The organism is Burkholderia sp. BCC0397 (genome assembly GCF_902832865.1).
GTDB lineage: Bacteria > Pseudomonadota > Gammaproteobacteria > Burkholderiales > Burkholderiaceae > Burkholderia.
The window spans coordinates 30869-53090 of sequence record NZ_CADFDL010000012.1; the positions used below are offsets into that span (position 1 = coordinate 30869).

Consider the following 22222-nt stretch of genomic DNA (forward strand, 5'->3'; position numbering starts at 1 on the left):
CAACGGCTTGTCATTTCTGCAGCCACCTGTCGGGGCCGTTCGGGCGGTGATTTCGTGCGATGAGCGGCTATTGCGAGCCCGCCGTGTTCGCCGGATGGCGCGCGAGGTGGCGGCGTCCCGCCTTCCGCCTCGGCTGGCTTGCCTTCGGCGGGGGCGTGTGCGCTGCGAGGTGGCGGCGTGGGCGTGCCGCGGCCCGACGAACCCTGGCGGCGGGCCCGCTGTTTGCTGGATCGCGCGCTTGAGGTCGGCGCGGGCAATGACGCCCGCGGCCGCCGCCTGGAGCCCCGTTTCATGCCCGATGCGATCTTGTGCCCGTTATCCGTTCGTGAGCGATTTGGCGTCGCGCTCCGGCGCGCGTTGACACCCGGCCGGCGCGGCGCCGGCGCGCCGGACCCGTTCGCGCCGGCGATGGCCGGTGTCGCCGTGTCGACGCCGCTACACGCGCCCTGGCCGGTGTTCGCGCCGGCGCCCGAGCGTCGGCCGACCGCGGTCGCCCGTGCGGGCGACAGCCAGTCCGGCGGCGCGGGCGCCGCCCCAAGCCGCAACGGCGAGCGCTCGACCGACGCGCAGGGCGGCGGTGGCGGCGACCACCATCCGCACGACGATCGCGGCGGCCGCACCGGCGGCGACGGAGACGGCAGCAACGGCGACGGCGAACGCAAGCGACCCGGCAAAAAGCCGCTGATCATCCTCGGCGCGGTGGTGTTCGTGCTGCTCGTCGGCGGGCTCGTCTGGTGGTTTGCGACGCGCAACCAGGAAAGCACCGACGATGCGTACACCGACGGCAACGCGGTCACGGTCGCGCCGCACGTGTCCGGCTACGTGACGCGGCTCGCGGTCGACGACAACACCTTCGTGCGGCGCGGCGACGTGCTCGTCGAGATCGATCCGCGCGACTACCGCGCGCAGGTCGACGCGGCGCAGGCGCAGCTCGGTCTCGCGCAGGCGCAGCTCGACGCGGCGCGCGTGCAGCTCGACATCGCGCGCGTGCAGTATCCGGCCCAGTACCGGCAGGCGCGCGCGCAGATCGAATCGGCGGAAGCCGCGTACCGGCAGGCGCTCGCCGCGCAGGGGCGGCAGCGTGCGGTCGATGCGCGCGCAACCTCGCAGCAGGCGATCGACGCGGCCGACGCGCAGCGCGCGACCGCCGACGCGAACGTCGCGATGGCCCAGGCGCAGGCGCGCACCGCGAGCCTCGTGCCGCAGCAGATCCGGCAGGCCGAGACGGCCGTCGAGGAACGCCGCCAGCAGGTACTGCAGGCGCGCGCGCAGCTCGAGACGGCCAACCTGAACCTGTCGTACTGCGAGATGCGCGCGCCGTCCGACGGCTGGGTCACGCGGCGCAACGTGCAACTGGGCACGTTCCTGCAACCGGGCACGTCGATCTTCTCGATCGTCACGCCGCGCGTGTGGATCACCGCGAATTTCAAGGAGTCGCAGCTCGAGCGCATGCGCATCGGCGATCGCGTCGACGTGTCGGTCGACGCGTATCCCGATCTCGACCTGCACGGCCACGTCGACAGCATCCAGCTCGGCAGCGGCTCGCGCTTCTCCGCGTTCCCGACCGAGAACGCGACCGGCAACTTCGTGAAGATCGTGCAGCGTGTGCCGGTGAAGATCGTGCTCGACGGCCCGCTGCCGACCCGTCCGCCGCTCGGTCTCGGCCTGTCGGTCGAGCCGACCGTTCACCTGAAATGACCGGCCGCCGTGCCGCGGCCGGTTTCGACCGGAGCGATCCGATGCCCGATACCCGCATGCCGTTCCCGCTTCGCGAGGCCCGCCGATGAACCGGCCGCCCGACCGCAGCGGCGCGTCCAACGGCGCATGGCGTCCCGCCGCGAACCCGTGGCTCGTCGCGATCGTCGTCACGCTCGCCGCGTTCATGGAAGTGCTCGACACGACGATCGTCAACGTCGCGCTGCCGCATATCGCCGGCACGATGTCGGCGAGCTACGACGAGGCGACCTGGACGCTCACGTCGTACCTCGTCGCGAACGGCATCGTGCTGCCGATCTCGGGATTCCTCGGGCGCCTGCTCGGCCGCAAGCGCTACTTCCTGCTGTGCATCGCCGCGTTTACCGTGTGCTCGTTCCTGTGCGGCGTCGCGACCAACCTCGGCGAACTGATCGTGTTCCGCGTGCTGCAGGGGCTGTTCGGCGGCGGCCTGCAGCCGAACCAGCAGTCGATCATCCTCGATACGTTCCCGCCCGAGCAGCGCAACCGCGCGTTCTCGATCTCGGCGATCGCGATCGTCGTGGCGCCGGTGCTCGGGCCGACGCTCGGCGGCTGGATCACCGACCATTTCTCGTGGCGCTGGGTGTTCCTGCTCAACGTGCCGATCGGCGCGCTGACCGTGCTCGCGGTGATGCAGCTCGTCGAGGATCCGCCGTGGCGGCGCGGCGCCGAACGCGGGATATCCATCGACTACATCGGCATCGGGCTGATCGCGATCGGGCTCGGCTGCCTGCAGGTGATGCTCGATCGCGGCGAGGACGAGGACTGGTTCGGCTCGAACTTCATCCGCGTCTTCGCCGTGCTGTCCGCGCTCGGGCTGGCCGGCGCGACGCTGTGGCTGCTGCGCACGAAGAAACCGGTGGTCGACCTGTCGTGCCTGCGCGACCGCAACTTCGCGCTCGGCTGCGTGACGATCGCGACGTTCGCGGCCGTGCTGTACGGCAGTGCGGTGATCGTGCCGCAGCTCGCGCAGCAGCGTCTCGGCTACACGGCGACGCTCGCCGGGCTCGTGCTGTCGCCCGGCGCGCTGCTGATCACGCTCGAGATTCCGCTCGTGAGCCGGCTGATGCCGCACGTGCAGACGCGCTATCTCGTCGGGTTCGGCTTCGTGCTGTTGTGCGGCTCGCTGATCTATTCGCGCACGCTGGTGCCCGACATCGACTACCAGCACCTCATGCTGATCCGGTGTGCGCAGTCGCTCGCGATCGGCTTCATGTTCGTGCCGATCACGACGCTCGCGTACCTGACCGTGCCACAGCGGCTCAACGACGACGCGTCCGCGCTGTTCACGATGTTCCGCAACGTCGCGGGCTCGATCGGCATCTCGGTGTCGACGGCCCTGATCCGCGAGCGCACGCAGGCGCGCATGGCCCATCTGTCCACCCACATGTCGACGCTGTCGCAGAACTTCCAGGACGCGCTGCAGGAGAATGCGCGCACGATCGGCGCGCTGACGGGCGCGCAGCCGTCGGCCGCGCTGCAGACGGCGAGCGGGCGGCTCTACGAGACTTTCATCGCGCAGGCGACGATCCTCGCGTATATCGACGTGTTCGCGATTCTCGCGGTGTTCTGCGCGTTCAGCATTCCGCTGACGTTCCTGTTCTCGCCGGCGAAGGCCGCGGGCGGCGCGGGAGGACATTGACATGCGCATGCATCGGGACAACCGCAACCGCCCCCTGATTCACACGATCGCGTGCCGCGCGGTGACGATATTCACGGGATGCGCCATCGTCGCAAGCTGCACCGTCGGACCCGACTACCAGCCGCCGCACGCGGACGTTCCTGAAACCTGGCATGCGATGCGGGCGAACGGGCAGGCGGCGACCCCCGCATCCGGCGTGGCCGCACGATCGTCGCCGACCATCGACGCCGATCCCGATCCGCGCTGGTGGCGCGCGTTCGGCGATCCGCTGCTCGACCGGCTCGTCGAGCGCGCCGCGCACGACAACCTCGACGTGCAGGCCGCCGTGCTGCGCATCGCCCAGGCGCGCGCGCAGGTTCGCGCCGCCGCCGCGCAGGGTTTGCCGGACGTGCGTGCGACCGCGAGCTACCAGCGCGAACAGCTCGGCCTGAAAGGTATCGTCGAGGAGCAGGGCATCGACCAGCGCGTCGATCGTCTCGGCGCGCCGGGCTCGCCGCTCGACCGGTTCGGGCCGGGCACCGGCGCACGCGTGCAGCAAGGCGCGCGCGGCGCGCTCGATGCGCTCGAAGCGCCGGTCAACCTGTGGCAGGCCGGGTTCGACGCATCGTGGGAGCTGGACCTGTTCGGACGCGTGCGCCGCTCGGTCGAAGCGGCCGGCGCCCAGACGAGCGCGGCGGTCGCGAGCCGCGACGACGCGCTGCTGTCGCTCGAGGCCGAAGTCGCGCAGACCTATCTGCAACTGCGCGGCGCGCAAGCGCAGCGCGCGCTGGCCGACGACCTGCAACGCGCGCAGCGCGAACTGCTCGACCTGACGCGCGAGCAGGCCGCGCACGGTCTCGCGAGCGATCTCGACGTGCGCAGCGCCGACGCGCGGCTCGCGCAGATTCGCGCGCAACTGCCGCAGTTCGACCAGCAGATCGTGCTGCTGCGCAACGGTCTCGCGTATCTGGTCGGCGGCGCGCCGGGCGCGCTCGACGATTGGCTCGACGCGCCGCGCGCGCTGCCGGACGTGCCGCCGACCGTACCCGTCGGCCTGCCGTCGACGCTCGCGCGCCGGCGCCCCGACATCCGCCGCGCGGAGGCCGAGCTGCATGCGGCCACCGCCGACGTCGGCGTCGCGGTCGCGCAGTTCTATCCGGACATTTCGCTGACGGGGCAGGTCGGCCTGCGTGCGTCGCATGTGCGCGAACTCGCGCACTGGTCGCATCTGTTCTATGCGTTCGGGCCGGCCGTGTCGCTGCCGATCTTCTCCGGCGGCGCGCTCGTGTCGAACCTGCGGCTGTCGCAGGCGCGCCAGGCCGAAGCGGCGCTCGCCTACCGGCAAGCCGTGCTCGTCGCGCTGCGCGACGTCGACAATGCGCTGGCCGTGTACCGCACCGACCAGGCGCGCGCGGCCGCGCTCGACGATGCGGTGAAGGCTGAACAGGGCGCGCTGGACCTCGCGCGCGATCGCTACCGGAAAGGGTTGTCGCCGTTCCTCGACGTGCTGGACGCCGAGCGGCAATGGTCGGAGGGCCGACAGCAGGCCGAGCAGGGCGAGTTGCAGACGACCACCGATCTCGTCGCGCTGTACAAGGCGCTCGGCGGCGGATGGCAGGCCGGCGCGGGCACGAATACGAATGCGGATACCGGTATGGCTCGCGCGCAATAGCCGCGAGCGCGCGCCGGACATCGTGGGCCGCATTCGAGCAATACCGTCCGTCGGTCCACGCGCGGCCTCAATCCCATGCGTGCTTGCTGAACTGATAGCCCCTGGAGCGGATCGTCTTGATCCGTTTCGGCTCGTTCGCATCGTCGCGCAGCTTGCGGCGCAGCTTCGAGATGCGGCCGTCGATCGAACGATCGAGGCCGTCGAACGCGATGCCGCGCAGCAGCAGCGTCAGGTCTTCCCGGCTGACCACCTCGCCCGCGCGGCACACGAGCGCCCACAACAAGTCGAATTCGGTCGACGTCAAACGCGGCATGCTGCCGTCGGGAAGATGCACGCGGCGATCGGCCCGGTCGATCGAGAACTTGCCGAACACGTATCGCTGCGGCGCATCCGGCACGGGGTCGCCCGCCGGCACGCGCATGCGCCGCAACTGCGCCTTGATCCGCGCGAGCAGCAGGCGCGGCTCGACCGGCTTGCGGAGAAAGTCGTCCGCACCGAGTTCGAGGCCGAGCAATTCGTCGAACGGTTCGTCACGGCCCGTCATCATGATCACGATGCCGTCGTAGTGCATGCGCGCCTCGCGGCAGATCTCGAAGCCGTCCTTGCCCGGCAGGTTGACGTCGAGCAGCACCAGGTCGGGGCGGCTCGCGACGATCGACGGCACCGCGCCGGCGCCGTCGAACAGCGTGTCCACCTGGTAATGATGCTTGCGCAGATAGTCGGCGATCAACGCGGACAGCGGGACGTCGTCTTCGACGAGCAGGATTCGGATGGGCATCGGTAAACGAAGGGGCAAAACGGGAAGGTGGCGAGCGGTCAGGCCCAGTCCGAACGCGTCGTAGCCGAAGCGACGTGGATGATACTGCGCAACATTCCGATGGAATGTGACGAAATCTGGATCGTTCGGTGAACTTATCTATGAGTAAATCGATGCTGCCGGGCGGAAAGCGCGGAATGAGCGATGCCGGGCCGCGTGTGAGGTTGAGACGGGTCGATGCGAGATCCGGCGCGGCGCTCGCGACGATGCGCGACCGGCCATCCTTCAGACGAAAACGTTTGCGCCAATCCGGCGTCGCGAACCTCGCTCGCCCCCGGCCGAACCCAGGCCAGGCAAGGTTACTCGACATATCATTACAAAATATTACCGACGTTGGCGCGTCCCGCTCCCTACAATTCCCGAACCTGACTTACGCGCATCGCATACTGCGGCGGCGTCTGCTTCCCGGTCGCATCGACTGCCTGCTTCGACGACACGTCGAGTTGTGCTGCTCGTGTGCGGAACCGGATGCGCGCGGGTCGGATCGACGCCGCGCCGGCTCCCGACGGGCCGGCAAGCGGACAGTACGAATGACACGCGGGGATTCACGGGGAAGCGAAATGACGCCGTTGCAAGTCGTCCTGAGTCTCGAGTCACTCACGCATGCGATCGAAGCCGCGGTGGCGCGTGCCGACTGGAGCGAGGCCGTCCGGGCCGCCGAGAGGCGTTCGGCGTTCATCGTTGCGCTTGCACCCGATCAGCCGGACGAGGTCGTGTCGGCGCTGATGAAAGTGCAGGAGATCGATGTCCGGATCTCCACCGTCGCGCGCGACACGCTGGAGGCGCTCATCGCGGAGGGCTGGACGGCGTTGCACGCGACCCGCGCGGCAGCGAACGCGCTGAGGGCGCAGCAGCGGTCGCTCGACGCCGGCGCCGCGGCCACGCGACACTAAGATTTGTTTCCTTCGGTGCTGGCTTGACGTCCTCCTCTCCCTAAAGGGAGAGGATTCCCACACCTGGCGATGCACGTCCGCATCGGAGAATGTTCAGCGCAGCGTTGATATCACGATCATGCTCGACACCACAGTCACTGCAGGCCCATTCTCTTACTCGCAGTCCCGCGATACCTTTCGGCCGCGTCGTGCTGTCTTGCGCCCCGCACGACGAACAGGACTGGGTCGAACCGCTTTCGTCGACTTCCTCGAACGTGGCCCCGTGCGCGATCGCCTTGTAACGGAGCTTGTTTCGGAAGGACGACCAGGATGCGTCGTAGACGCTCTTCGCCATCCTGGTTCTGGCGAGTTTCGCGGCCGACACGTTGCCGACCGCGATGTAATCGAAACGCCGCACCAGATCGAGCGCGAGCTTATGCTGGAAATCGGCACGGGCATTCGCGACCTTCGCGTGCAGCTTCGCGATATGTCGCTTGTGCTTTCGCGCCCGTTGCGCGTTCGCCAGCTTTTCCGCCGCTCGTCGACCGAACTGGTCATTGGGCAGCTTCTCGCCGGTCGAAAGTGTGGCGAAGTCTTTCAGGCCGAGATCGATGCCGACACCGGAACGGACTGGGCGAGCCTGAACATCCGGCATCCCGATCACGATGTTGAGAAACCAGTTGCCGCGCGCATCCTGCGCAAAGTTGGTTCCGTCCTTGATCTTGCCTTCGGGAAGCGGTCGACTGTTGAACACGCGAAAGGTGTTGCCGGCGAAACGGAACGCGTCACCCTCGCGCTTCAGGTCACGCCCCTTCAGCGGCACCCAGCCCAGCGATTTCCTGCCGCGATAGCGCAGGTAGGGCCGACGGTGCTGACTGCGCGACTTCGCGTATTGCTCGCACGTCGCGTTGACCGTGCCGGAGTGAATACCGAGTTCCTTGCTGCTGCCGGTCGTCAGCACGTTCAGGTCGAATCCGGTCGGCCACTTCTTGCTCCACTTGAGCGCGTGCTTCTGCGTGTCATTGCAGAAGTTCCAGACGTAGTTCACCGCACGGCTCTGCTTGTTGAGCAGTCCGTTGAGCGACTTCACCCGGTAGCGGTAGACAAGAATCATGCCGGTGATCCTAACCCGTGGAAGAAGCAGCCTGTCAACAGCACGCCTTTCCTCCCCGTCCTGAAGGACGGGGTTTCTCGGAGCAACTGATGCAATTCAAGAAACGCACCGGTCGCGTCGATGCAACACGGTGGTTCGCCGACGGCGACCATGAACGGGTAGAGCGCCGTCACGGCAGGTGGGCGGTCGCGACGCCGGAAGGCTGGCGGCCGGTGAAGCCGGGCGACTGGATCCTGCGCGATGAATGCGGCAACTGCTGGCCGATGGACGACGGCCTCTTCATGCATTGCTACGAACCGGTGGCCGACTGACTCGGCCGCCGGCTCGCCGCGCCTATCGGCTCTTGCGCGAAAACATCAGCGAATCGGCGTCGTTGAAGCGGATGCGCTGCGGCTCGCCGTAACCGGCTTTCTCCGCGACCCGGATCGATGCGACATTGGTTGGCGCGATCAGGCACACGCTGCGCTCGAACCGCTGCTGCGCGTCGAGCCATGCAAGCGCGGCCGCGAGCGCCTCGGTCGCATAGCCGTTGCCTTGCGCCCACGTCGCCAGCGCCCAGCCGGCTTCCGGCACGCCGCGAACCGGTGGCTCGATGTTCCGGTGGAAATCCGCGAAGCCGAGATCGCCGACATAGCGGCCCGACGCCTTTTCGCGAATCGCCCAGTAGCCATAGCCGAGCAGCGGCCACAGCCCGCGATACGCGAGCATGCGCATCCACGAGTCGCGCGGCGTGGAGGGTTCGCCGTTGAAGATGTGTGCGACGACGCCGGGTTCCGCCCACATCGCGGCGAGTGCGTCGAAGTCGCCGAGCGGATGGCCTTCGAGGATCAGGCGCGGTGTATCGAGAACGGGCGGGGACGAGACGGGTGGCATCGAGGGTATCCGGAAAGAGGGGAATGTCGGGCGGCTAGACCGTCAGCACGTCGATGCCGCGCTGGCGCAGGTCGTCGACCACGGCCGCGTCGGCGCCCGTGTCGGTGATCAGCATGTCGAGCTGCTCGACGCTCGCGATCACGGACAGGTTGCGCTTCATCAGCTTCGACGAATCGGCGACCGCGATCACCTGGCGCGAGATCTTCAGCATCTGCGCGTTGAGCTGCGCTTCGAGCAGGTGCGGCGTCATCAGGCCGATCTCCGGATCGAGGCTGTCGACGCCGAGGAACAACCGGTCCGCATACAGCCCTTGCAGCGCGACGACGGCCTGCGGCCCCGACAGCGAATAGGAATTCGGCCGAAGCTGCCCGCCCGGCATGATCAGGTTGATGTGCGGCGCGGCCGCGAGCAGCACGGCCACGTTCAGCGCATTCGTGATCACATTCAGCGACTGCAGCTTCATCGCGAGGATCTGCTTCGCGATTTCCTCGGTCGTGCTGCCGGAGTCGAGCAGGATCGTTTCGCCGTCGCCGATCAGCGCGGCGGCCGCCGCCGCGATCCGCACCTTCTCCGCGTGACGGAGCTTCTGCTTGACCGCGATCGGCACCTCGTCGCTTTCGCGCAGCACGAGCGCGCCGCCGTGCGTGCGCAGCACCGCGCCGGCCGCCGCGAGCGCATTCAGGTCGCTGCGCACCGTGACGAGCGAAATGCCGAACCGCTCGGCCAGCTCCTCGACGGTGACCTTCTCCCGTTCGCGCACCAGCTCGCAGATCAGGCGGCGACGTTCCTCGACAAGCAGCGGCGCGTGATCGACGGCGGGCGACGGAGGCACTCGGTGAGCGGGCATGTCCATTTCGGCAAGACAGGGAGCCGAAATGATATCAAAACCCCTGCCCGGGCTGGAGCGCATGCAAGGCCGGCGCGTCGAGCGGCATGTCCGCGAGCCGGGCCGCGTGGACGGCCGCGCCGACGTGGGGCCCGAGCCGCGGCGCGGTGAGCACCGCGTGCGGCACGCAGCGCGCGAGCGCGTCGCGCAGCGGATCGAGCACGAGCGCGCCCGCGTTGAATACGCCGCCCGAATACGACACCGGCAGCGGCTCGCCGGGTGGCCAGCCGAGCGCGCGCGCAACGCCTGCCGCGAGCTGCGCGAGTTCGTCCGTCGCGCGATCGATCAGCGCGTGCGCGTCAGTGTCGCCCGCGCGCGCCGCATCGATCACGAGCCGCGACAACTGCGCGAAGCGGCTGCGCACCGCGCCCGAGTTCACGGCCGCGCACAGGTCGAGATCGTGTTCCAGCGCGAAGTGCGCGCGCACGATGTCGAATAGCGGCCCGCGCGCGGCGCGGCCGTCCGCCATCCGCGAAAACGCCGCGAGCCCTTCGCGCGCGAGCCAGTAGGCCGAGCCCTCGTCGCCGAAGATCTCGCCCCAGCCGCCGCAGCGTGCGGCGCGGCCTTCGCGCTGCCCGTACGCGATCGACCCGGTGCCGGCGACGATGCTGATGCCGTCGCCGCCGGCCAGCGTGCCGGCCCAGCTGCACACCATGTCGTTGCCGATCCGGTAGCGCTCGCGCGCGAACAGCGGCGCGAGCAGGCCGTCGAGTTCGGGCAGCAGGCGGCTGTCCTCGCCGTACGCAGGCAGGCCGGCGAACGTATATGCGACGTCGTCGCGCGCGACGTTCGCCGTGGCCAGCACCGCGTGCACGCCGTCGGCGAGCAGCGTGCGCAACGCGTCCATGCCGATCTCGAGGTAGTAGCTGGTGGTCGTTTCATGGCGCGCCTGCACACGGCCTTGCCGGTCGATCACCATGAACGCGGTTTTCGTGCCGCCGCCGTCGATGCCGAGAAAAAGTGGAGTCATGTGGGCTGCCCCGCGTACGGATGAATGGTGACGCCGGCCACGACGCGGTTGACGGTGCCGGACGCGCTCGGGTTGTCGGGCGTGAGCCCGAGCCGCAGCGACGCGAGCAGCGCGAAGCACTGCGCGAGGATCAGCGCGACGGGCGCGAGCGCGAGATCGGGCAGGCCGGGCGGCAGCGGCACCGTCAGGTCGTCGTCGGACGGCGCCGGCGTGCCGGTGGCGCCCGCGCCATCGGCCGGCGCGACGCCGACCGACAGTATGCCGGCCGCGCGGTTTTCGCGCCGCAGTTCGCGCAGCAGGTCGAGATCGTAGCGGCGCGTATGCGGATCGCCGGACAGCAGCACGACGACGAGCGTGCGTTCGTCGAGGAACGTTTTCGGGCCATGCCGGAAACCGAGCGGCGATTCGGCCATCGCGACGATCCGCCCGTCGGTCAGTTCCAGCAGCTTCAGCGCGGCTTCGCGCGCAAGCCCGAGCAGCGTGCCGCTGCCGAGATACACGACGCGCTCGGGCAACTGCCGCACGTGCGCGGCGATCCGCGCCGCCTGGTCGCGCAGCAGCGTGCGCGCGGCGTCGGCCAGCGGCCCGACCGGCATGCCGGCCACGCCGAACGCCCAGGCCGCGCCGAGCAGCATGCCGCTGAAACTGGACGTCATCGCGAACGCCCGGTCGTGCGTGGCCTCCGGCAGCAGCACGACGTGCGCGCGCGGATGCGTGCCGAGGCGGCGGTTCAGCATGCCGTCGGCCGCGCACGTGAACGCGAGGTGGCGGCAGCCGTCGACGAGGCGATCCGCCAGCTCGACGGCGGCGACGCTTTCGGGGCTGTTGCCGGAGCGCGCGAACGACACCAGCAGCGTCGGCACGCCCGGCTGCAGCGTGTCGCCGGGGTTCGCGACGATGTCGGTGGTGGCCACTGCTTCGACGCGGCCGCCGAAGCGGTGCCGCAGCGCGGGCACGAGGCACTGTCCGATGAAGGCCGAGCTGCCGGCGCCCGTCAGGACGATGCGCAGGCGGGGTTCGGCCAGCAGCGGCGCGAGAAACGCGTCGAGCGCCGCGCGCTGTGCATCGACGACGGCATGCACGTCGGGCCAGACGTTGGGTTGCTGGGCGATTTCGCGTGCCGTGTGGGCGGCGTGGCGGCGGGTGAGGTCGGCGGGATCGAGGTCGAGAAATTCCATGAGCGGATCTGAGGAGAGTCGGTCACGCGGCACACGCGTGGAGATACGGACGGACGGCCGCGGCCGTGCCGTCTTGCAACAGGGCGCCGGCGCGCAGCTCGAGCCGTCCTTCGCGGACGGCCTCGTACTGGCGCGGCAGATGCTGGCTGACCAGCGTGAGCGGCGGCGGCGACGCATCGAGGCGCGCGAGCAGGTCGGCGCATGCGCGCTGCACGGCCGGATGGGCCCAGTAGTAGCGGATGCGGTCGCTCAGGCTGTATGCGAGATCGAGTTCGAGCCGCGCGCCGGCCGGGTAGTAGTCGCGCCAGTGCGCCGGTTCGCTGCGCATCACGCCGAGCACGGTCGCGATGAAGCCGTCGTCGCCGCCGAGCCATTCGCGCTCGATCGCGGCGAGCGCCCACAGCGTTTCGCGCATCGCGAAGGTCACGCCGGGGCCGACCTTCAGGATCGCGAAGTGATCACGGACGAGTTGCGCGAGATTGCCGGGCGTCTGGTAGTCGGTCGAATGCGCTTCGAACACGAGCGCGGGTTCCGTTTCGATGAATGCGCTCAGTTCGCGCGCGTTGCCGGCGTCGTAGTCGATCACCTTGTGATGATCGAACTCGACGCCGGGCTGCACGACCATCGCGATCACTCGCGACCATGCATCGTCGAGGCCGGCGCGCGCGAACGCGTTGCGGTGCAGCGCGAGCGTCGAGCCGGCTGCTTCGGGCGCGGTGACCGCGAGCGCGTCGAGCGTCTCGTGCGCGCCGCCGGGCACCGGCACCTCGGTGCCGATCACGTAGACGGGCGCCTCTCCGCGCGGCGAGGCGGCCGCCCACGCGGCCTCGGCGGCGCGGCACAGGCGCACCGCGCGCGCGGCGATCTCGGTTTCGGGCAACGGCTGCGGATCGTCCGCGCACGACATCGAGCAATCGAGGTGCAGCTTGCGGAAGCCGGCCGCCACGTACTGCGCGACCATCGTCTCGGCCTTGTCCATCGCGTGCGCGGCCGGCAGCCGGCGCCATGCGTTCGGGCCGAGGTGGTCGCCGCCGAGCAGGATCGCATCGGGGCTCACGCGTTCGCGCGCGGCGATGTCGAAGACGTAGCGGCGGAAGTCGTGCGGCGTCATGCCCGTATAGCCGCCGTCCTGGTTGACCTGGTTGCAGGTCGCCTCGATCAGCGCGGGGCGTTCGCGCGCCGCGCATTCGCGCAGCGCGGCGGCGATCGCGACCGGATGCGCGGAGCACACGGACGGGATGCCGATCGCGGGTGTGCCGGGCGGCGCGTGACGCGACGACTGCTTGTGACGGCGGACGAGATCGAGCAGCGTATTCATGCCGATTCCCCCGCCGCATCGGTCGCCCCGGCGCCTTCCGGCTGCAGCGCGAGCAGCAGCGCGGCCAGCAGCGCCAGCGCGATGCCCGTCAGCTTGCTGCCGGTCGGTGTCGTACCGGTGACGATCATCGAGATCACCGACGTCAGCAGCGGCGCGCCCGCGTTGACGAGCGGCGACACGACGATCGCCTTGCCGAAGCGGAATGCATACACGAGCGTCAGCGCGCCGATCGCGTTCAGCACCTGGATCACGGCGGCGAGGCCCGGGCCGCCGAGCCCGTAGTTGATCGTGCGGCCGAAGTCGGTCATCCACAGCGCGAACGGCACGCAGAGCAGGCTCGTGAGCGCCATGTAGACGAAGATCGATTCCGCGTCCATCGTCGCGTTCGCGATCTTGATGAAATACGCCTGCAGCCCCCATGCGACGAGCACCAGCAGCGCGAGCGCGAACCACAGCCCGAACCGCGCGGGCCCCTGGCCCGACTGGAAATCGAACAGCGGCAGCGAGCACAGCGCGAGCACGATGCCGGCCACGCCGAGCTTGCCGGTGCGTTCGCGCAGCAGCAGGAACGACAGCGCGATCGTCAGCGCCGGCGACAGCGACACGATCGGGAACACGAGATACGGCGGCCCCGATTCGACCGCGCGGAACAGCAGCATCTGCCCGCCCGCGCCGAGCAGCCCGATGGCGAGCCCGAGCGCCAGCGAACGGCCGTCGTGCCGCACGCGCCAGCCGGCGCGTCCGAGCGCGACCAGCGCCGGCGGAATCATCGTGAACGCCCAGACCACGTAGATCAGCGTATCGGGGAAGCCATGCTCGGCGGGCAAGCCGGTGAATGCGCCCCACACGCCCCAGAGCAGGGTGGTGACGAGCGCGTGAACGAGCCAGTTGTTTTGCATCGGTCGCGTCTTTCGAAGTGGGTTCCAATCCGTCGAATGCTTTCGTTTGATGCCATGCAAGGCGAAATCGTAGGCGTTCGTCGGGCCGTTCCAGCGACGTGTCATTCAAAAACAGCAGAATCGTTCGTCGGGAGCCGCCAATCTACGGACTTTCGATTTCTTTCGTTATTAGTGTAAACCACAAACGAAAGAAAACGAAAGATCGACTAGATTGCCGATCTGCGCGAGGCGGATGCGTCGGCGCACGACCCTTCTTCACGAGGAATTCCGTATGAACGCTTGCTTTTCCTTTCGATTTCCACTGCCTGTCCGGCTTGCCGGCAGGCCGGCACACCGCGTGCCGCTGCGTCGCGAGGTGCGCCCATGACCACCCGGCGGGCGTTCGTGCAGTGGCTGGCCGCCGGCGCGGCGAGCCCGATCCTGGTCGGCGTCGGCATGCGCGATGCCCACGGCGGCGAGCCGCAGCGCGTCGCACTGCGTGACGACCGGCTCGTGATCGAGTTCGATCCGGCGATGCGCAGCCGGCTGGCCGTGCGTCGCGGCGGCGGCACGCGTGCGCTGACCCGCTTCGACGCGAGCGAGACGCTCGAACAACTGATCGGCCCGGCGCCGGCGCCGACCTCGGACGGCCCCGCGCCCGACACGCGGCCGGTACGCGCGATCGACCGCTTCGCGCTCGTCGACGCCGCGCATGCCGACGTCTCGACCGCATTCGGCGCGGGGCGGCAACTGCGGCTGGTGGGCCGGTCGGGGAACGGCTTCGAGAAGACGGTGCGCGTCACGTTGCTCGACGCGCGGCCGGGCGTCGCGCTGATCGACACGCAGTTCCGCAACGTCGGCGCGCAGGCGACCGACGTCCGCGCCTGGAACGTCGCCGCGCACCGGCTGCTGCCGGCCGCGGCCGGCGCGGGCGGCTACTGGACCTATTCGGGCGCGAGCCACGCGGATCGGCGCGACTGGGTGCAGCCGGTGAAGGCCGGCTTCGACCAGCGCAATTTCATGGGCATGAACGCATCGGACTATGGCGGTGGCACGCCGGTCGTCGACGTGTGGCGGCGCGACCAGGGCATCGCGCTCGGCCATCTCGACACCGTGCCGCGCCTCGTATCGCTGCCCGTGAAGGCCGTGCGCGACGAAGTTGCGCTCGGCCTGCGCGGCGAGAAGACGGTCACGCTCGCGCCGGGCGCGGCGCTCGATACGCCGACCGCGTTCGTGATGCTGCACGACGGCGATTATTTCGTCGCGCTCGACACGTACCGGCAGATGATGGCCGCGCAGGGCTTCCATTCGCCGCAGCCGCCGGCGAGCGCGTACGAGCCGATCTGGTGCGCGTGGGGCTACGAGCGCCAGTTCAGTCTCGACTACGTGCGCGCGACGCTGCCGAAGGTGCAGGAACTCGGCTTCAAGTGGGCGGTGCTCGACGACGGCTGGCAACGGCGCACCGGCGACTGGGTGCCCGACCGCGCGAAATTCCCGGCCGGCGAAGCGGACATGAAGGCGCTCGTCGACGACATCCATGCCCGCGGGCAGAAGGCGCGGCTGTGGATCGCGCCGCTCGCGGTCGCGCCGGGCAGCGATGAATTGCACGACCACACCGACATGCTGCTGCTCGATGCGGACGGCGCGCCGCAGGCGATCACGTGGTGGAACAGCTTCTATCTGTGCCCGGCCTACGAGAAGACGCAGGCGCACATCGCCGCGCTCATGAAGCAGGTGATCGGCGAGTGGGGCTTCGACGGCGTGAAGATCGACGGCCAGCACCTGAACGGCGTCGCGCCGTGCTACAACCCCGCGCACCGGCATGCGCGGCCGGAGGATTCGGTCGAGCATCTCGCCGATTTCTACCGCGTGTTCCACGCCGCCGCGCATGCGGTCAAGCCGGACGCGGTGGTCGAAGTGTGCCCGTGCGGCACCGCGTACGCGTTCCACAACATGCGCTACATCGACCAGGCGCCCGCGTCCGATCCGCTGTCGAGCTGGCAGGTGCGCCACAAGGGCAAGACGCTGAAGGCGCTGATGGGCGCGTCGTCCGCGTATGCGGGCGACCACGTCGAACTGAGCGACGGCGGCCGCGATTTCGCGTCGGCGGTGGGCGTCGGCGCGGTGATCTCGACGAAGTTCACGTGGCCCGTCGATCCGAAGCCGAAGGATTCGTTCCTGCTGACGCCCGAGCACGAGCAGGCGTGGCGGCACTGGGTGGAGGTCTACAACGCGCACCGGCTCGCCGAGGGCCGCTATCGCGGCGAGCTGTACGACATCGCATTCGACAAGCCCGAGGCGCACGTCGTGGAAAAGGACGGCGTGCTGCATTACGCGTTCTACGCCGACCGCTGGAGCGGGCCGGTCGCGCTGCGCGGCCTGCAGCCCGGCCGGTCGTACCGGATCGTCGACTACGCGAACGGCCATCGCGAGGTCGGCCGCATCGCGCCGGGGCACGACGCGATCGCATTGCGCTTCGAGCATGCGGCGCTGCTGCGCGCCGAGCCGCTCGACGCGTGAGTGTCGCCCCGCAGCACCACGCATCACCGCCCGGACCGCATCTCGTCGCGCCTCACCGGGCAACCGGCAGTTCCGCAACGCGCAGTTCCATTCGTCATTCCGATCCCTCCACAGGAGATGCTTCGATGAACAAGAAGACCGTACGCAACCTTTCCGGTGTCGCGGCGCTCGCGCTGTGCGCGTCGATCCTGCAGGCCTGCGGCGACGGGTCGTCCGACCCGCTGTCGGCCAAGGCCTTCGCCGCGCCGCCTCCGACGGCCGCGTCGCCCGCGCGCGCCGCGTCGCACTGGACGCCCGTGGTTGCCGATACGTGGCAATGGCAGCTCAAGGGCAAGCTCAATACGTCGTACAACGTGGCGATCTACGACATCGACCTGTTCGATACCGATCCGGCGACGATCGCGGCGCTCAAGCAGGCCGGGCGCAAGGTCGTCTGTTATTTCTCGGCGGGCAGCTCGGAGAACTGGCGGCCCGATTTCTCGAAGTTCAAGGCATCCGACCAGGGCAACAAGCTCGACGACTGGGAAGGCGAGCGCTGGCTCGACATCCGATCGAGCAACGTGCGCGACATCATGACGGCCCGTCTCGATCGCGCGGTGGCGAAGGGGTGCGACGGCGTCGAGCCCGACAACGTCGACGGTTATGCGAACGACACCGGTTTCCCGTTGCAGGACACCGATCAGTACGCGTTCAACGTATTCATCGCGAACGAGGCGCACAAGCGCAATCTGGCGGTCGGGCTGAAGAACGACGTCGATCAGCTCGTGGCGCTCGAGCCGTCGTTCGACTTCGCGGTGAACGAGGAATGCAACGAGCAGAAGGAATGCGGCGGCTACACGGTGTTCACGTCGAAGAACAAGCCGGTGCTGAACGCCGAGTATGCGGGCAAGTACCGGACGCCGAGCGGGCAGCGCACGCTGTGCAATGCGGCGCGCGCGCTCAACATGCGCACGCTCGTGCTGGCGAAGCAGCTCGACGACAGCTACCGGTTCAGCTGCGACGGCTCCTGATCGAGCCGCGCCCGTCGTAACGGGCGAACCCGTGTGACCGATGTTCGCGCGCGCACGCCACGTGTCCAGGCGTGCGCGCCGCGCGCATCGCGATGTCGCGCCGACGTCCGTTCAAATCGATTCGCAGTACTTATCCAAAAACACGATGAAAAATTGCATGCTGATTGCAGGCGCTGCCGTGGCGGCCGCGCTTTCCGTCGCCGCGCGCGCGGAGGGTTCGGTCACGCTGTACGGCACGATCGATACGGGCGTCGCGTATCTGAGCCACGCGGAAGGCGGGAAGTCGCGCGTATCGATGTCGTCGGGCGAGTTGTCGGCGAACGAATGGGGGTTGACCGGCAGCGAGGAGCTCGGCGGCGGCATGAACGCGATCTTCACGCTCGAGAACAATTTCGACGTCGCGAGCGGCCAGCTCGACGGCGGCCGGCTGTTCGGCTCGAAAGCGTTCGTCGGCATCGCGTCCGGTACGTGGGGCACGCTGACGCTCGGCCGGCAGAACGACCCGGTGACGGATCTCGTGCAGCCGATCACGGCCGACGCGTTCAGCGGGCTCTTTGCGCCGCCCGGCGACGTCGACAACTACGACAGCAGCGTGACGTTCAGCAACGCGGTCAAATGGACGAGCGCGGCGTGGCACGGCGTGACGGCTGCCGCGATGGTGTCGCCCGGCGGCGTGGCGGGCGCATCGGGGTCGGGGCTCGCGTATGCCGGCGCGCTCGGCTATGCGGACGGTCCGCTGAGCGTGGCGGCCGGCTACGTGCACGTCGACAACGGCAATGCGATTCGTTCGACGCGCGGCGTATCGTCCGCCGATTCGTTCTTCAACAGCGCGGTGAACCGCGCGTATGCGTCGGCGCGGTCGATCGACGTCGCGCGCGCCGCTGCGCAGTATGCGATCGGCAACGTGACGGTCGGTGCGGCGTTCAGCTTCACCGCATACCGGCCCGACGCGTCGTCGACGTTCGCGCATGCGGAGCGCTACCGGAACGGTGCCGCGTTCGCGCAATGGCAGGCGCTGCCGTCGCTGCTGGCCATCGTCGGCTACCACTTCACGTGGTCGGGCGGCGATTCGTCCGCGCGCTATCACCAGGTCAACGTCGGCGTCGACTACCTGCTGAGCAAGCGCACCGACCTCTATACGACCGTCGGCTACCAGCACGCGAACGGCTTCAACGGCAACGGGCCGGCCCAGGCCGTGATCGGGTCGTACAACGTCGATGCCGGTACGAATTCGCAGTTGCTCGCGATCGTCGGCATCCGGCACCGGTTCTGAGCCCGGCGGCCCGCCCGCGCGTTACTTGCGGCTTTTCAGGAAGGAGCGCCCTTCGGCCGTGATCGCCGCGCCGGAGCGGCCGTGCGCGGGATGACTGACGAACCCGGCGTTGACGAGCTCCCGCGCGATCGACCAGCCGAGCGCCGGCGCATCGCGGCCGTAGCGAACGTCGGCGAGGCGTTCGAGCGCCCAGATCGCGGAGGCCGACAGGTTGGGGGTGTTGGACGTGAGAGTGTCGTTCATCGCTTCCTCGGGAAATGGCGTTTCGGGGTGGGCGGCGCGCGGCCGCGAGATTGGCGGTGCCAAGCGTCAGCTTGCCTGGAGCAACGGCAGCAGCGCGTGCAGCGCCGCTTCCTCGTCGGAGCCGGTGGCGAGCACCTGGGCCGACGTGCCGCCGTGAACCTGCAGCGATGCGATCGCGCCGCTGTCTTTTGCGTTGCTGCTTTGCCCGTTCGCGATCAGCTGGATGTCGCTGTCGAAGCGGCGTGCCGCGTCGACGGCCGCGTCGCGCGCGGCGCGACCCCGATTGCGGTTCCATGCGGGGCCGATTTCAACGTACACAACGGTTGCCACGATGCTGGAAAGCCTCCGGACAGGTGGGCGGGGCGGCGCGCGACAGGCACGGTTGCGCACGTGTTGCGGACATCGGGCGGCCGGCATGTCACGATTTCCCGCAGGGTCGCGGGGCGCCGGCCGGGCGGATTGCACGCGCCATTCGGCGCGAACATGCCGACATCCGCTGCGAAGGCGTATTCAAATTCGCGGATTGTCGAAAGTGGATGATTATAATGCATCGGTCTGAACATGTGAATTGCATTATAATGCCGTGTGCGCCGATGCCGGCCCGCGGCACTGCCGGCGGGCGCGTAGCGGCGCATCCGGGCGCGCAACCTGCTCGCCCGGCATCGTCGATCGACCCGAACTCCTCCCCGAATGGAAACCGCAATGAACGCCCCCGCCTGCCCGCAATGCGCGATGGAAAACACTTACCCGGACGGCGCGCTGACCGTGTGCGCGGACTGCGGCCATGAATGGTCGGCCGACGCCGGCGCCGAGGCCGGCGACGAGCCGGCAGGCGACGTCGTCAAGGACGCGAACGGCAACGTGCTGTCGGACGGCGATTCGGTCGTGCTGATCAAGGACCTGCGCGTGAAGGGCTCGTCGATCACGCTGAAGATGGGCACCAAGGTCAAGAGCATCCGGCTCGTCGGCGGCGATCACGAAGTCGACTGCAAGACCGACATGGGCGGCTTCATGCTGAAGGCGTGCTACCTGAAGAAGGTCTGAGCTCACGGTTCAGGCGACCGTTGCATCCGCGTTTTCATCCACCGCGTTTTCAGCCGAGTACCCGCACATGGCCGAGGATCGAATTTCCTACGACGCGTTCGTCAGGTTCCTGGCGACGCCGCTGACCGACGGCCGGCCGTTCGTGCTGGAGACGCAGCACGCGGTCTCGCTGCACTTCGATCATTTCGGCACCCAGAGCTTCATGTCGCTGCGCGATCCGGTGCGGCTTACGCTCGGTTATACGCGCGTGATGATGGGTTTCCTGCTGTTGCAGGCCGAGCCCGCGCACATCTGCATGCTCGGGCTCGGCGGCGGTTCGCTCGCGAAATATTGCTACCGCCACCTGCCCGGCACGACGATCGATGCGGTCGAGATCAATCCGGACGTGATCGCGCTGCGCGACGTGTTCAGGATTCCTGCCGATGATGCGCGCTTTCGCGTGGTATGCGCGGACGGCGCGGATCATCTGGAACGGGCGGACGTCCGCACGGACGTGATCCTGCACGATGCGTTCGTCGCCGACGGTATGCGCGGCCGCTGTACGGGCGGCACGTTCCTCGATGCGTGCCGCGCGCGCCTGAGCGAATCCGGCGTGCTCGCGATCAACTTCATGGACGATGATCCGGCATTGCCGCAGCACCTCGAGCAACTGCGATCGGTATTCGGTTCGTCGTATGCGCTGGTGCCGTGCGGCGACGACAACAACTTCGTTGCATTCGCATGGAAGGACGGCAGCCGGCTGCCGTCGTTGCGTATCCTGCTGGAGCGGGCGCTCGCCTGCCCGCAGGCCGGCGAACTGAAGCTCGCTGCCACCGCGAGGCGCATGAAGCACGGCGAGGGCATCGATCCGCGGCGGCTGGTCTGGCGCGCGCAGTCGCACGAACGCTGGGAGATCGGCGCGTAACGGTACCGGGGTACCGGGGTACCGCGCCGGCGCCGCGCGCGCCTTTGCGGCCGCGCTTACTTCACGCGCTTGCCGATCGCGCTCCGGGTCTTGTACGTGACGCCGTGCCGGTCGAGATATTCGCGGATCAACTGCCGCACGACTTGCGACGGCGTAAGATCCTGCTCCGCGCAGAGCATCTCGAAGGCTTCCTTCTTCGCGGGATCGATCAGGACGGTCAGGCGGGCGGTTTTCGTTTCCATGACGGGGCGAGGGTGGTCGGTATGTTAATCAAATTATAATCGATCCGCTTTCGGCATTGCCGCGCACAAGCGCCGCCCATGGCGCACGATCAGCGTTTGCCGCGCAGCAGCGCGAGCAGGTCGTCGATCACCGGCACGATGGCGAGCGTGACGAGCACCGCGGCGAGCGGCACGGTCGACACGTAGCCCACGTGCTTGAAACCGATGGCGCCGGCCAGGCCGCCGACGAAGAACGACGCGAGCATCGTCGCGTGAATCCGCAGTTTCGAACGGTTGGCGATCACCGCGTGCGCGTCGACGTCGATGGCCGAGCGGTTCCAGTAGAACAGCTTGCCGAGCTCGATGCCGAGGTCGGTCACGATGCCCGTTATGTGCGTCGTGCGGATTTCCGCGCCGGACAGCTTCGTGATCGTCGCGTTCTGCAACCCCATGATGAAGCACAGCAGCGTCACGGTTACCGGCACGAAGAACGTTTCCCACAGCGCGAGGTGGCTGCCGAGCAGCCCGAACAGCAACAGCAGCGCGGCTTCGACCAGCAGCGGCAGCATGAACTGGCTGTGCAGCCCGCGGCGGCGCCCCCAGTTGACGAGGATCGCCGAGCAACTGGCGCCGATCAGGAACGACCCCAGCGAGCTGATGCCGGCGAGCGCGAGCCGCACGTCGCCGAGCGCCGTCTGGTCGGCGATCGCCGACACGATGCCGCTCATGTGCGACGTGTACTGCTTGACCGCGAGAAAGCCGCCGGCATTGGCCGCGCCGGCGACGAACGCGAGCGAAAACCCGAGCTGGCGGTTCGCGGTCGCGCTGCGGTGTTTTCCCGTCAGGTTTCGGAAGTACTGCGCTGGCATAAGGGTTTCGCTTGATCGTCGCGGAGTCGCGGGTACAGATGGAAAACCGGTGCGGGCGGCGTGACGGGCACGCCGCTTGCACCGGATGCCGGGCTGTCGGATCATGTGATGAACATGATAATGTCATTATCATACTCTGTTGACCGGATGGTGCTTTCAGTACAATGATGCGAGGCGCCGCCGGCTGGCTGTTTCGCTGCCGCGC

The 22222-nt window shown here is 68.5% G+C and carries 22 protein-coding genes; 10 read left to right on the forward strand and 12 right to left on the reverse strand.

Going from position 1 to position 22222, the window contains the following annotated elements:
• Window positions 1-291: 291 nt before the first annotated feature.
• The 3 genes from HWX03_RS28130 (at window position 292) to HWX03_RS28140 (ending at window position 5027) form a co-directional block, all read left to right on the forward strand.
• Window positions 292-1698: an HlyD family secretion protein gene (locus HWX03_RS28130; protein ID WP_175873510.1), complete on the forward strand. Its 1407-nt coding sequence runs from the start codon at window positions 292-294 to the stop codon at window positions 1696-1698.
• A gap of 85 nt (window positions 1699-1783) precedes the next feature.
• On the forward strand, window positions 1784-3376 hold the full coding sequence (locus HWX03_RS28135) for a DHA2 family efflux MFS transporter permease subunit (RefSeq protein ID WP_175873511.1): 1593 nt from the start codon (window positions 1784-1786) through the stop codon (window positions 3374-3376).
• Window position 3377: 1 nt separating this feature from the next.
• On the forward strand, window positions 3378-5027 hold the full coding sequence (locus HWX03_RS28140; RefSeq protein WP_175873512.1) for an efflux transporter outer membrane subunit: 1650 nt from the start codon (window positions 3378-3380) through the stop codon (window positions 5025-5027).
• 67 nt (window positions 5028-5094) lie between these two features.
• On the opposite strand, the gene HWX03_RS28145 is transcribed toward HWX03_RS28140, so the two are convergent.
• Window positions 5095-5805, reverse strand: coding sequence for a response regulator (locus HWX03_RS28145; RefSeq protein WP_175821316.1), 711 nt, complete (start codon window positions 5803-5805; stop codon window positions 5095-5097).
• A gap of 599 nt (window positions 5806-6404) precedes the next feature.
• On the opposite strand from HWX03_RS28145, the gene HWX03_RS28150 reads away from it, so the two are divergent.
• Window positions 6405-6737, forward strand: coding sequence for a hypothetical protein (locus HWX03_RS28150; RefSeq protein WP_175821315.1), 333 nt, complete (start codon window positions 6405-6407; stop codon window positions 6735-6737).
• Window positions 6738-6777: 40 nt separating this feature from the next.
• Here HWX03_RS28150 and HWX03_RS28155 read toward each other — a convergent pair whose 3' ends face one another.
• Window positions 6778-7830, reverse strand: a complete 1053-nt coding sequence (locus HWX03_RS28155; RefSeq protein ID WP_175873513.1) for an RNA-guided endonuclease TnpB family protein — start codon at window positions 7828-7830, stop codon at window positions 6778-6780.
• Between the two features lie 89 nt (window positions 7831-7919).
• On the opposite strand from HWX03_RS28155, the gene HWX03_RS28160 reads away from it, so the two are divergent.
• A complete protein-coding gene (locus HWX03_RS28160) occupies window positions 7920-8141 on the forward strand; it encodes a hypothetical protein (protein WP_175873601.1) in 222 nt (73 codons plus the stop codon).
• 22 nt (window positions 8142-8163) lie between these two features.
• Here HWX03_RS28160 and HWX03_RS28165 read toward each other — a convergent pair whose 3' ends face one another.
• The 6 genes from HWX03_RS28165 to HWX03_RS28190 are packed head-to-tail and all read right to left on the reverse strand — an operon-like array spanning window position 8164 to window position 13954.
• Window positions 8164-8703, reverse strand: a complete 540-nt coding sequence (locus tag HWX03_RS28165; RefSeq protein WP_175821313.1) for a GNAT family N-acetyltransferase — start codon at window positions 8701-8703, stop codon at window positions 8164-8166.
• Window positions 8704-8737: 34 nt separating this feature from the next.
• Window positions 8738-9550 carry a DeoR/GlpR family DNA-binding transcription regulator gene (locus HWX03_RS28170; RefSeq protein WP_012493748.1) on the reverse strand — a complete coding sequence of 271 codons (813 nt, stop codon included), beginning with the start codon at window positions 9548-9550 and terminating at the stop codon, window positions 8738-8740.
• A gap of 34 nt (window positions 9551-9584) precedes the next feature.
• Window positions 9585-10559, reverse strand: a complete 975-nt coding sequence (locus tag HWX03_RS28175) for a BadF/BadG/BcrA/BcrD ATPase family protein (RefSeq protein ID WP_175873514.1) — start codon at window positions 10557-10559, stop codon at window positions 9585-9587.
• A complete protein-coding gene (locus tag HWX03_RS28180) occupies window positions 10556-11737 on the reverse strand; it encodes an SIS domain-containing protein (protein WP_175873515.1) in 1182 nt (393 codons plus the stop codon). Before HWX03_RS28180 ends, HWX03_RS28175 begins: the two co-directional genes overlap by 4 nt.
• Before the next feature lie 22 nt (window positions 11738-11759).
• A complete protein-coding gene (locus HWX03_RS28185; RefSeq protein ID WP_175873516.1) occupies window positions 11760-13055 on the reverse strand; it encodes a D-tagatose-bisphosphate aldolase, class II, non-catalytic subunit in 1296 nt (431 codons plus the stop codon).
• On the reverse strand, window positions 13052-13954 hold the full coding sequence (locus HWX03_RS28190) for a DMT family transporter (RefSeq protein WP_175873517.1): 903 nt from the start codon (window positions 13952-13954) through the stop codon (window positions 13052-13054). The genes HWX03_RS28185 and HWX03_RS28190 overlap by 4 nt, the downstream gene beginning before the upstream one ends.
• A 363-nt stretch (window positions 13955-14317) precedes the next feature.
• Between HWX03_RS28190 and HWX03_RS28195 the strand changes: the two genes are divergently transcribed.
• The 3 genes from HWX03_RS28195 to HWX03_RS28205 all read left to right on the forward strand — a co-directional run bounded on the left by HWX03_RS28195 (window position 14318) and on the right by HWX03_RS28205 (window position 18736).
• Window positions 14318-16453 (forward strand): glycoside hydrolase family 36 protein, encoded by a 2136-nt coding sequence (locus tag HWX03_RS28195; protein WP_175873518.1) that lies wholly within the window; start codon window positions 14318-14320, stop codon window positions 16451-16453.
• 125 nt (window positions 16454-16578) lie between these two features.
• A complete protein-coding gene (locus tag HWX03_RS28200) occupies window positions 16579-17463 on the forward strand; it encodes an endo alpha-1,4 polygalactosaminidase (RefSeq protein ID WP_175873519.1) in 885 nt (294 codons plus the stop codon).
• 145 nt (window positions 17464-17608) lie between these two features.
• Window positions 17609-18736 (forward strand): porin, encoded by a 1128-nt coding sequence (locus HWX03_RS28205; protein ID WP_175873520.1) that lies wholly within the window; start codon window positions 17609-17611, stop codon window positions 18734-18736.
• A gap of 21 nt (window positions 18737-18757) precedes the next feature.
• Here the strand turns inward: HWX03_RS28205 and HWX03_RS28210 are convergent, their stop codons facing one another.
• Window positions 18758-18979 (reverse strand): hypothetical protein, encoded by a 222-nt coding sequence (locus HWX03_RS28210; protein WP_174387075.1) that lies wholly within the window; start codon window positions 18977-18979, stop codon window positions 18758-18760.
• 66 nt (window positions 18980-19045) lie between these two features.
• Window positions 19046-19309: an HPr family phosphocarrier protein gene (locus tag HWX03_RS28215; protein ID WP_244107285.1), complete on the reverse strand. Its 264-nt coding sequence runs from the start codon at window positions 19307-19309 to the stop codon at window positions 19046-19048.
• A gap of 372 nt (window positions 19310-19681) precedes the next feature.
• On the opposite strand from HWX03_RS28215, the gene HWX03_RS28220 reads away from it, so the two are divergent.
• Together HWX03_RS28220 and HWX03_RS28225 are read left to right on the forward strand one after the other, a co-directional pair.
• A complete protein-coding gene (locus tag HWX03_RS28220) occupies window positions 19682-20023 on the forward strand; it encodes a zinc ribbon domain-containing protein YjdM (RefSeq protein ID WP_006489167.1) in 342 nt (113 codons plus the stop codon).
• Window positions 20024-20090: 67 nt separating this feature from the next.
• Window positions 20091-20927 carry a spermidine synthase gene (locus HWX03_RS28225; protein ID WP_175873521.1) on the forward strand — a complete coding sequence of 279 codons (837 nt, stop codon included), beginning with the start codon at window positions 20091-20093 and terminating at the stop codon, window positions 20925-20927.
• A gap of 56 nt (window positions 20928-20983) precedes the next feature.
• On the opposite strand, the gene HWX03_RS28230 is transcribed toward HWX03_RS28225, so the two are convergent.
• The gene (locus HWX03_RS28230) at window positions 20984-21169 is read right to left on the reverse strand and encodes a ribbon-helix-helix protein, CopG family (protein WP_006489181.1); all 186 of its coding nucleotides are present in this window, start codon (window positions 21167-21169) and stop codon (window positions 20984-20986) included.
• A gap of 89 nt (window positions 21170-21258) precedes the next feature.
• A complete protein-coding gene (locus HWX03_RS28235; RefSeq protein ID WP_174429722.1) occupies window positions 21259-22017 on the reverse strand; it encodes a YoaK family protein in 759 nt (252 codons plus the stop codon).
• Window positions 22018-22222 lie beyond the last annotated feature (205 nt).

What these genes read in the sequence shown, in the direction of transcription:
- HWX03_RS28145 (WP_175821316.1), bottom strand. Translation starts at nt 5,805, where the DNA reads ATGCCCATCCGAATCCTGCTCGTCGAAGACGACGTCCCGCTGTCCGCG.
- HWX03_RS28175 (WP_175873514.1), bottom strand. Translation starts at nt 10,559, where the DNA reads ATGACTCCACTTTTTCTCGGCATCGACGGCGGCGGCACGAAAACCGCG.
- HWX03_RS28230 (WP_006489181.1), bottom strand. Translation starts at nt 21,169, where the DNA reads ATGGAAACGAAAACCGCCCGCCTGACCGTCCTGATCGATCCCGCGAAG.
- HWX03_RS28165 (WP_175821313.1), bottom strand. Translation starts at nt 8,703, where the DNA reads ATGCCACCCGTCTCGTCCCCGCCCGTTCTCGATACACCGCGCCTGATC.
- HWX03_RS28190 (WP_175873517.1), bottom strand. Translation starts at nt 13,954, where the DNA reads ATGCAAAACAACTGGCTCGTTCACGCGCTCGTCACCACCCTGCTCTGG.
- HWX03_RS28160 (WP_175873601.1), top strand. Translation starts at nt 7,920, where the DNA reads ATGCAATTCAAGAAACGCACCGGTCGCGTCGATGCAACACGGTGGTTC.
- HWX03_RS28205 (WP_175873520.1), top strand. Translation starts at nt 17,609, where the DNA reads ATGAAAAATTGCATGCTGATTGCAGGCGCTGCCGTGGCGGCCGCGCTT.
- HWX03_RS28210 (WP_174387075.1), bottom strand. Translation starts at nt 18,979, where the DNA reads ATGAACGACACTCTCACGTCCAACACCCCCAACCTGTCGGCCTCCGCG.
- HWX03_RS28195 (WP_175873518.1), top strand. Translation starts at nt 14,318, where the DNA reads ATGACCACCCGGCGGGCGTTCGTGCAGTGGCTGGCCGCCGGCGCGGCG.
- HWX03_RS28155 (WP_175873513.1), bottom strand. Translation starts at nt 7,830, where the DNA reads ATGATTCTTGTCTACCGCTACCGGGTGAAGTCGCTCAACGGACTGCTC.
- HWX03_RS28185 (WP_175873516.1), bottom strand. Translation starts at nt 13,055, where the DNA reads ATGAATACGCTGCTCGATCTCGTCCGCCGTCACAAGCAGTCGTCGCGT.
- HWX03_RS28135 (WP_175873511.1), top strand. Translation starts at nt 1,784, where the DNA reads ATGAACCGGCCGCCCGACCGCAGCGGCGCGTCCAACGGCGCATGGCGT.
- HWX03_RS28225 (WP_175873521.1), top strand. Translation starts at nt 20,091, where the DNA reads ATGGCCGAGGATCGAATTTCCTACGACGCGTTCGTCAGGTTCCTGGCG.
- HWX03_RS28235 (WP_174429722.1), bottom strand. Translation starts at nt 22,017, where the DNA reads ATGCCAGCGCAGTACTTCCGAAACCTGACGGGAAAACACCGCAGCGCG.
- HWX03_RS28200 (WP_175873519.1), top strand. Translation starts at nt 16,579, where the DNA reads ATGAACAAGAAGACCGTACGCAACCTTTCCGGTGTCGCGGCGCTCGCG.
- HWX03_RS28130 (WP_175873510.1), top strand. Translation starts at nt 292, where the DNA reads ATGCCCGATGCGATCTTGTGCCCGTTATCCGTTCGTGAGCGATTTGGC.
- HWX03_RS28220 (WP_006489167.1), top strand. Translation starts at nt 19,682, where the DNA reads ATGAACGCCCCCGCCTGCCCGCAATGCGCGATGGAAAACACTTACCCG.
- HWX03_RS28150 (WP_175821315.1), top strand. Translation starts at nt 6,405, where the DNA reads ATGACGCCGTTGCAAGTCGTCCTGAGTCTCGAGTCACTCACGCATGCG.
- HWX03_RS28170 (WP_012493748.1), bottom strand. Translation starts at nt 9,550, where the DNA reads ATGCCCGCTCACCGAGTGCCTCCGTCGCCCGCCGTCGATCACGCGCCG.
- HWX03_RS28140 (WP_175873512.1), top strand. Translation starts at nt 3,378, where the DNA reads ATGCGCATGCATCGGGACAACCGCAACCGCCCCCTGATTCACACGATC.
- HWX03_RS28180 (WP_175873515.1), bottom strand. Translation starts at nt 11,737, where the DNA reads ATGGAATTTCTCGACCTCGATCCCGCCGACCTCACCCGCCGCCACGCC.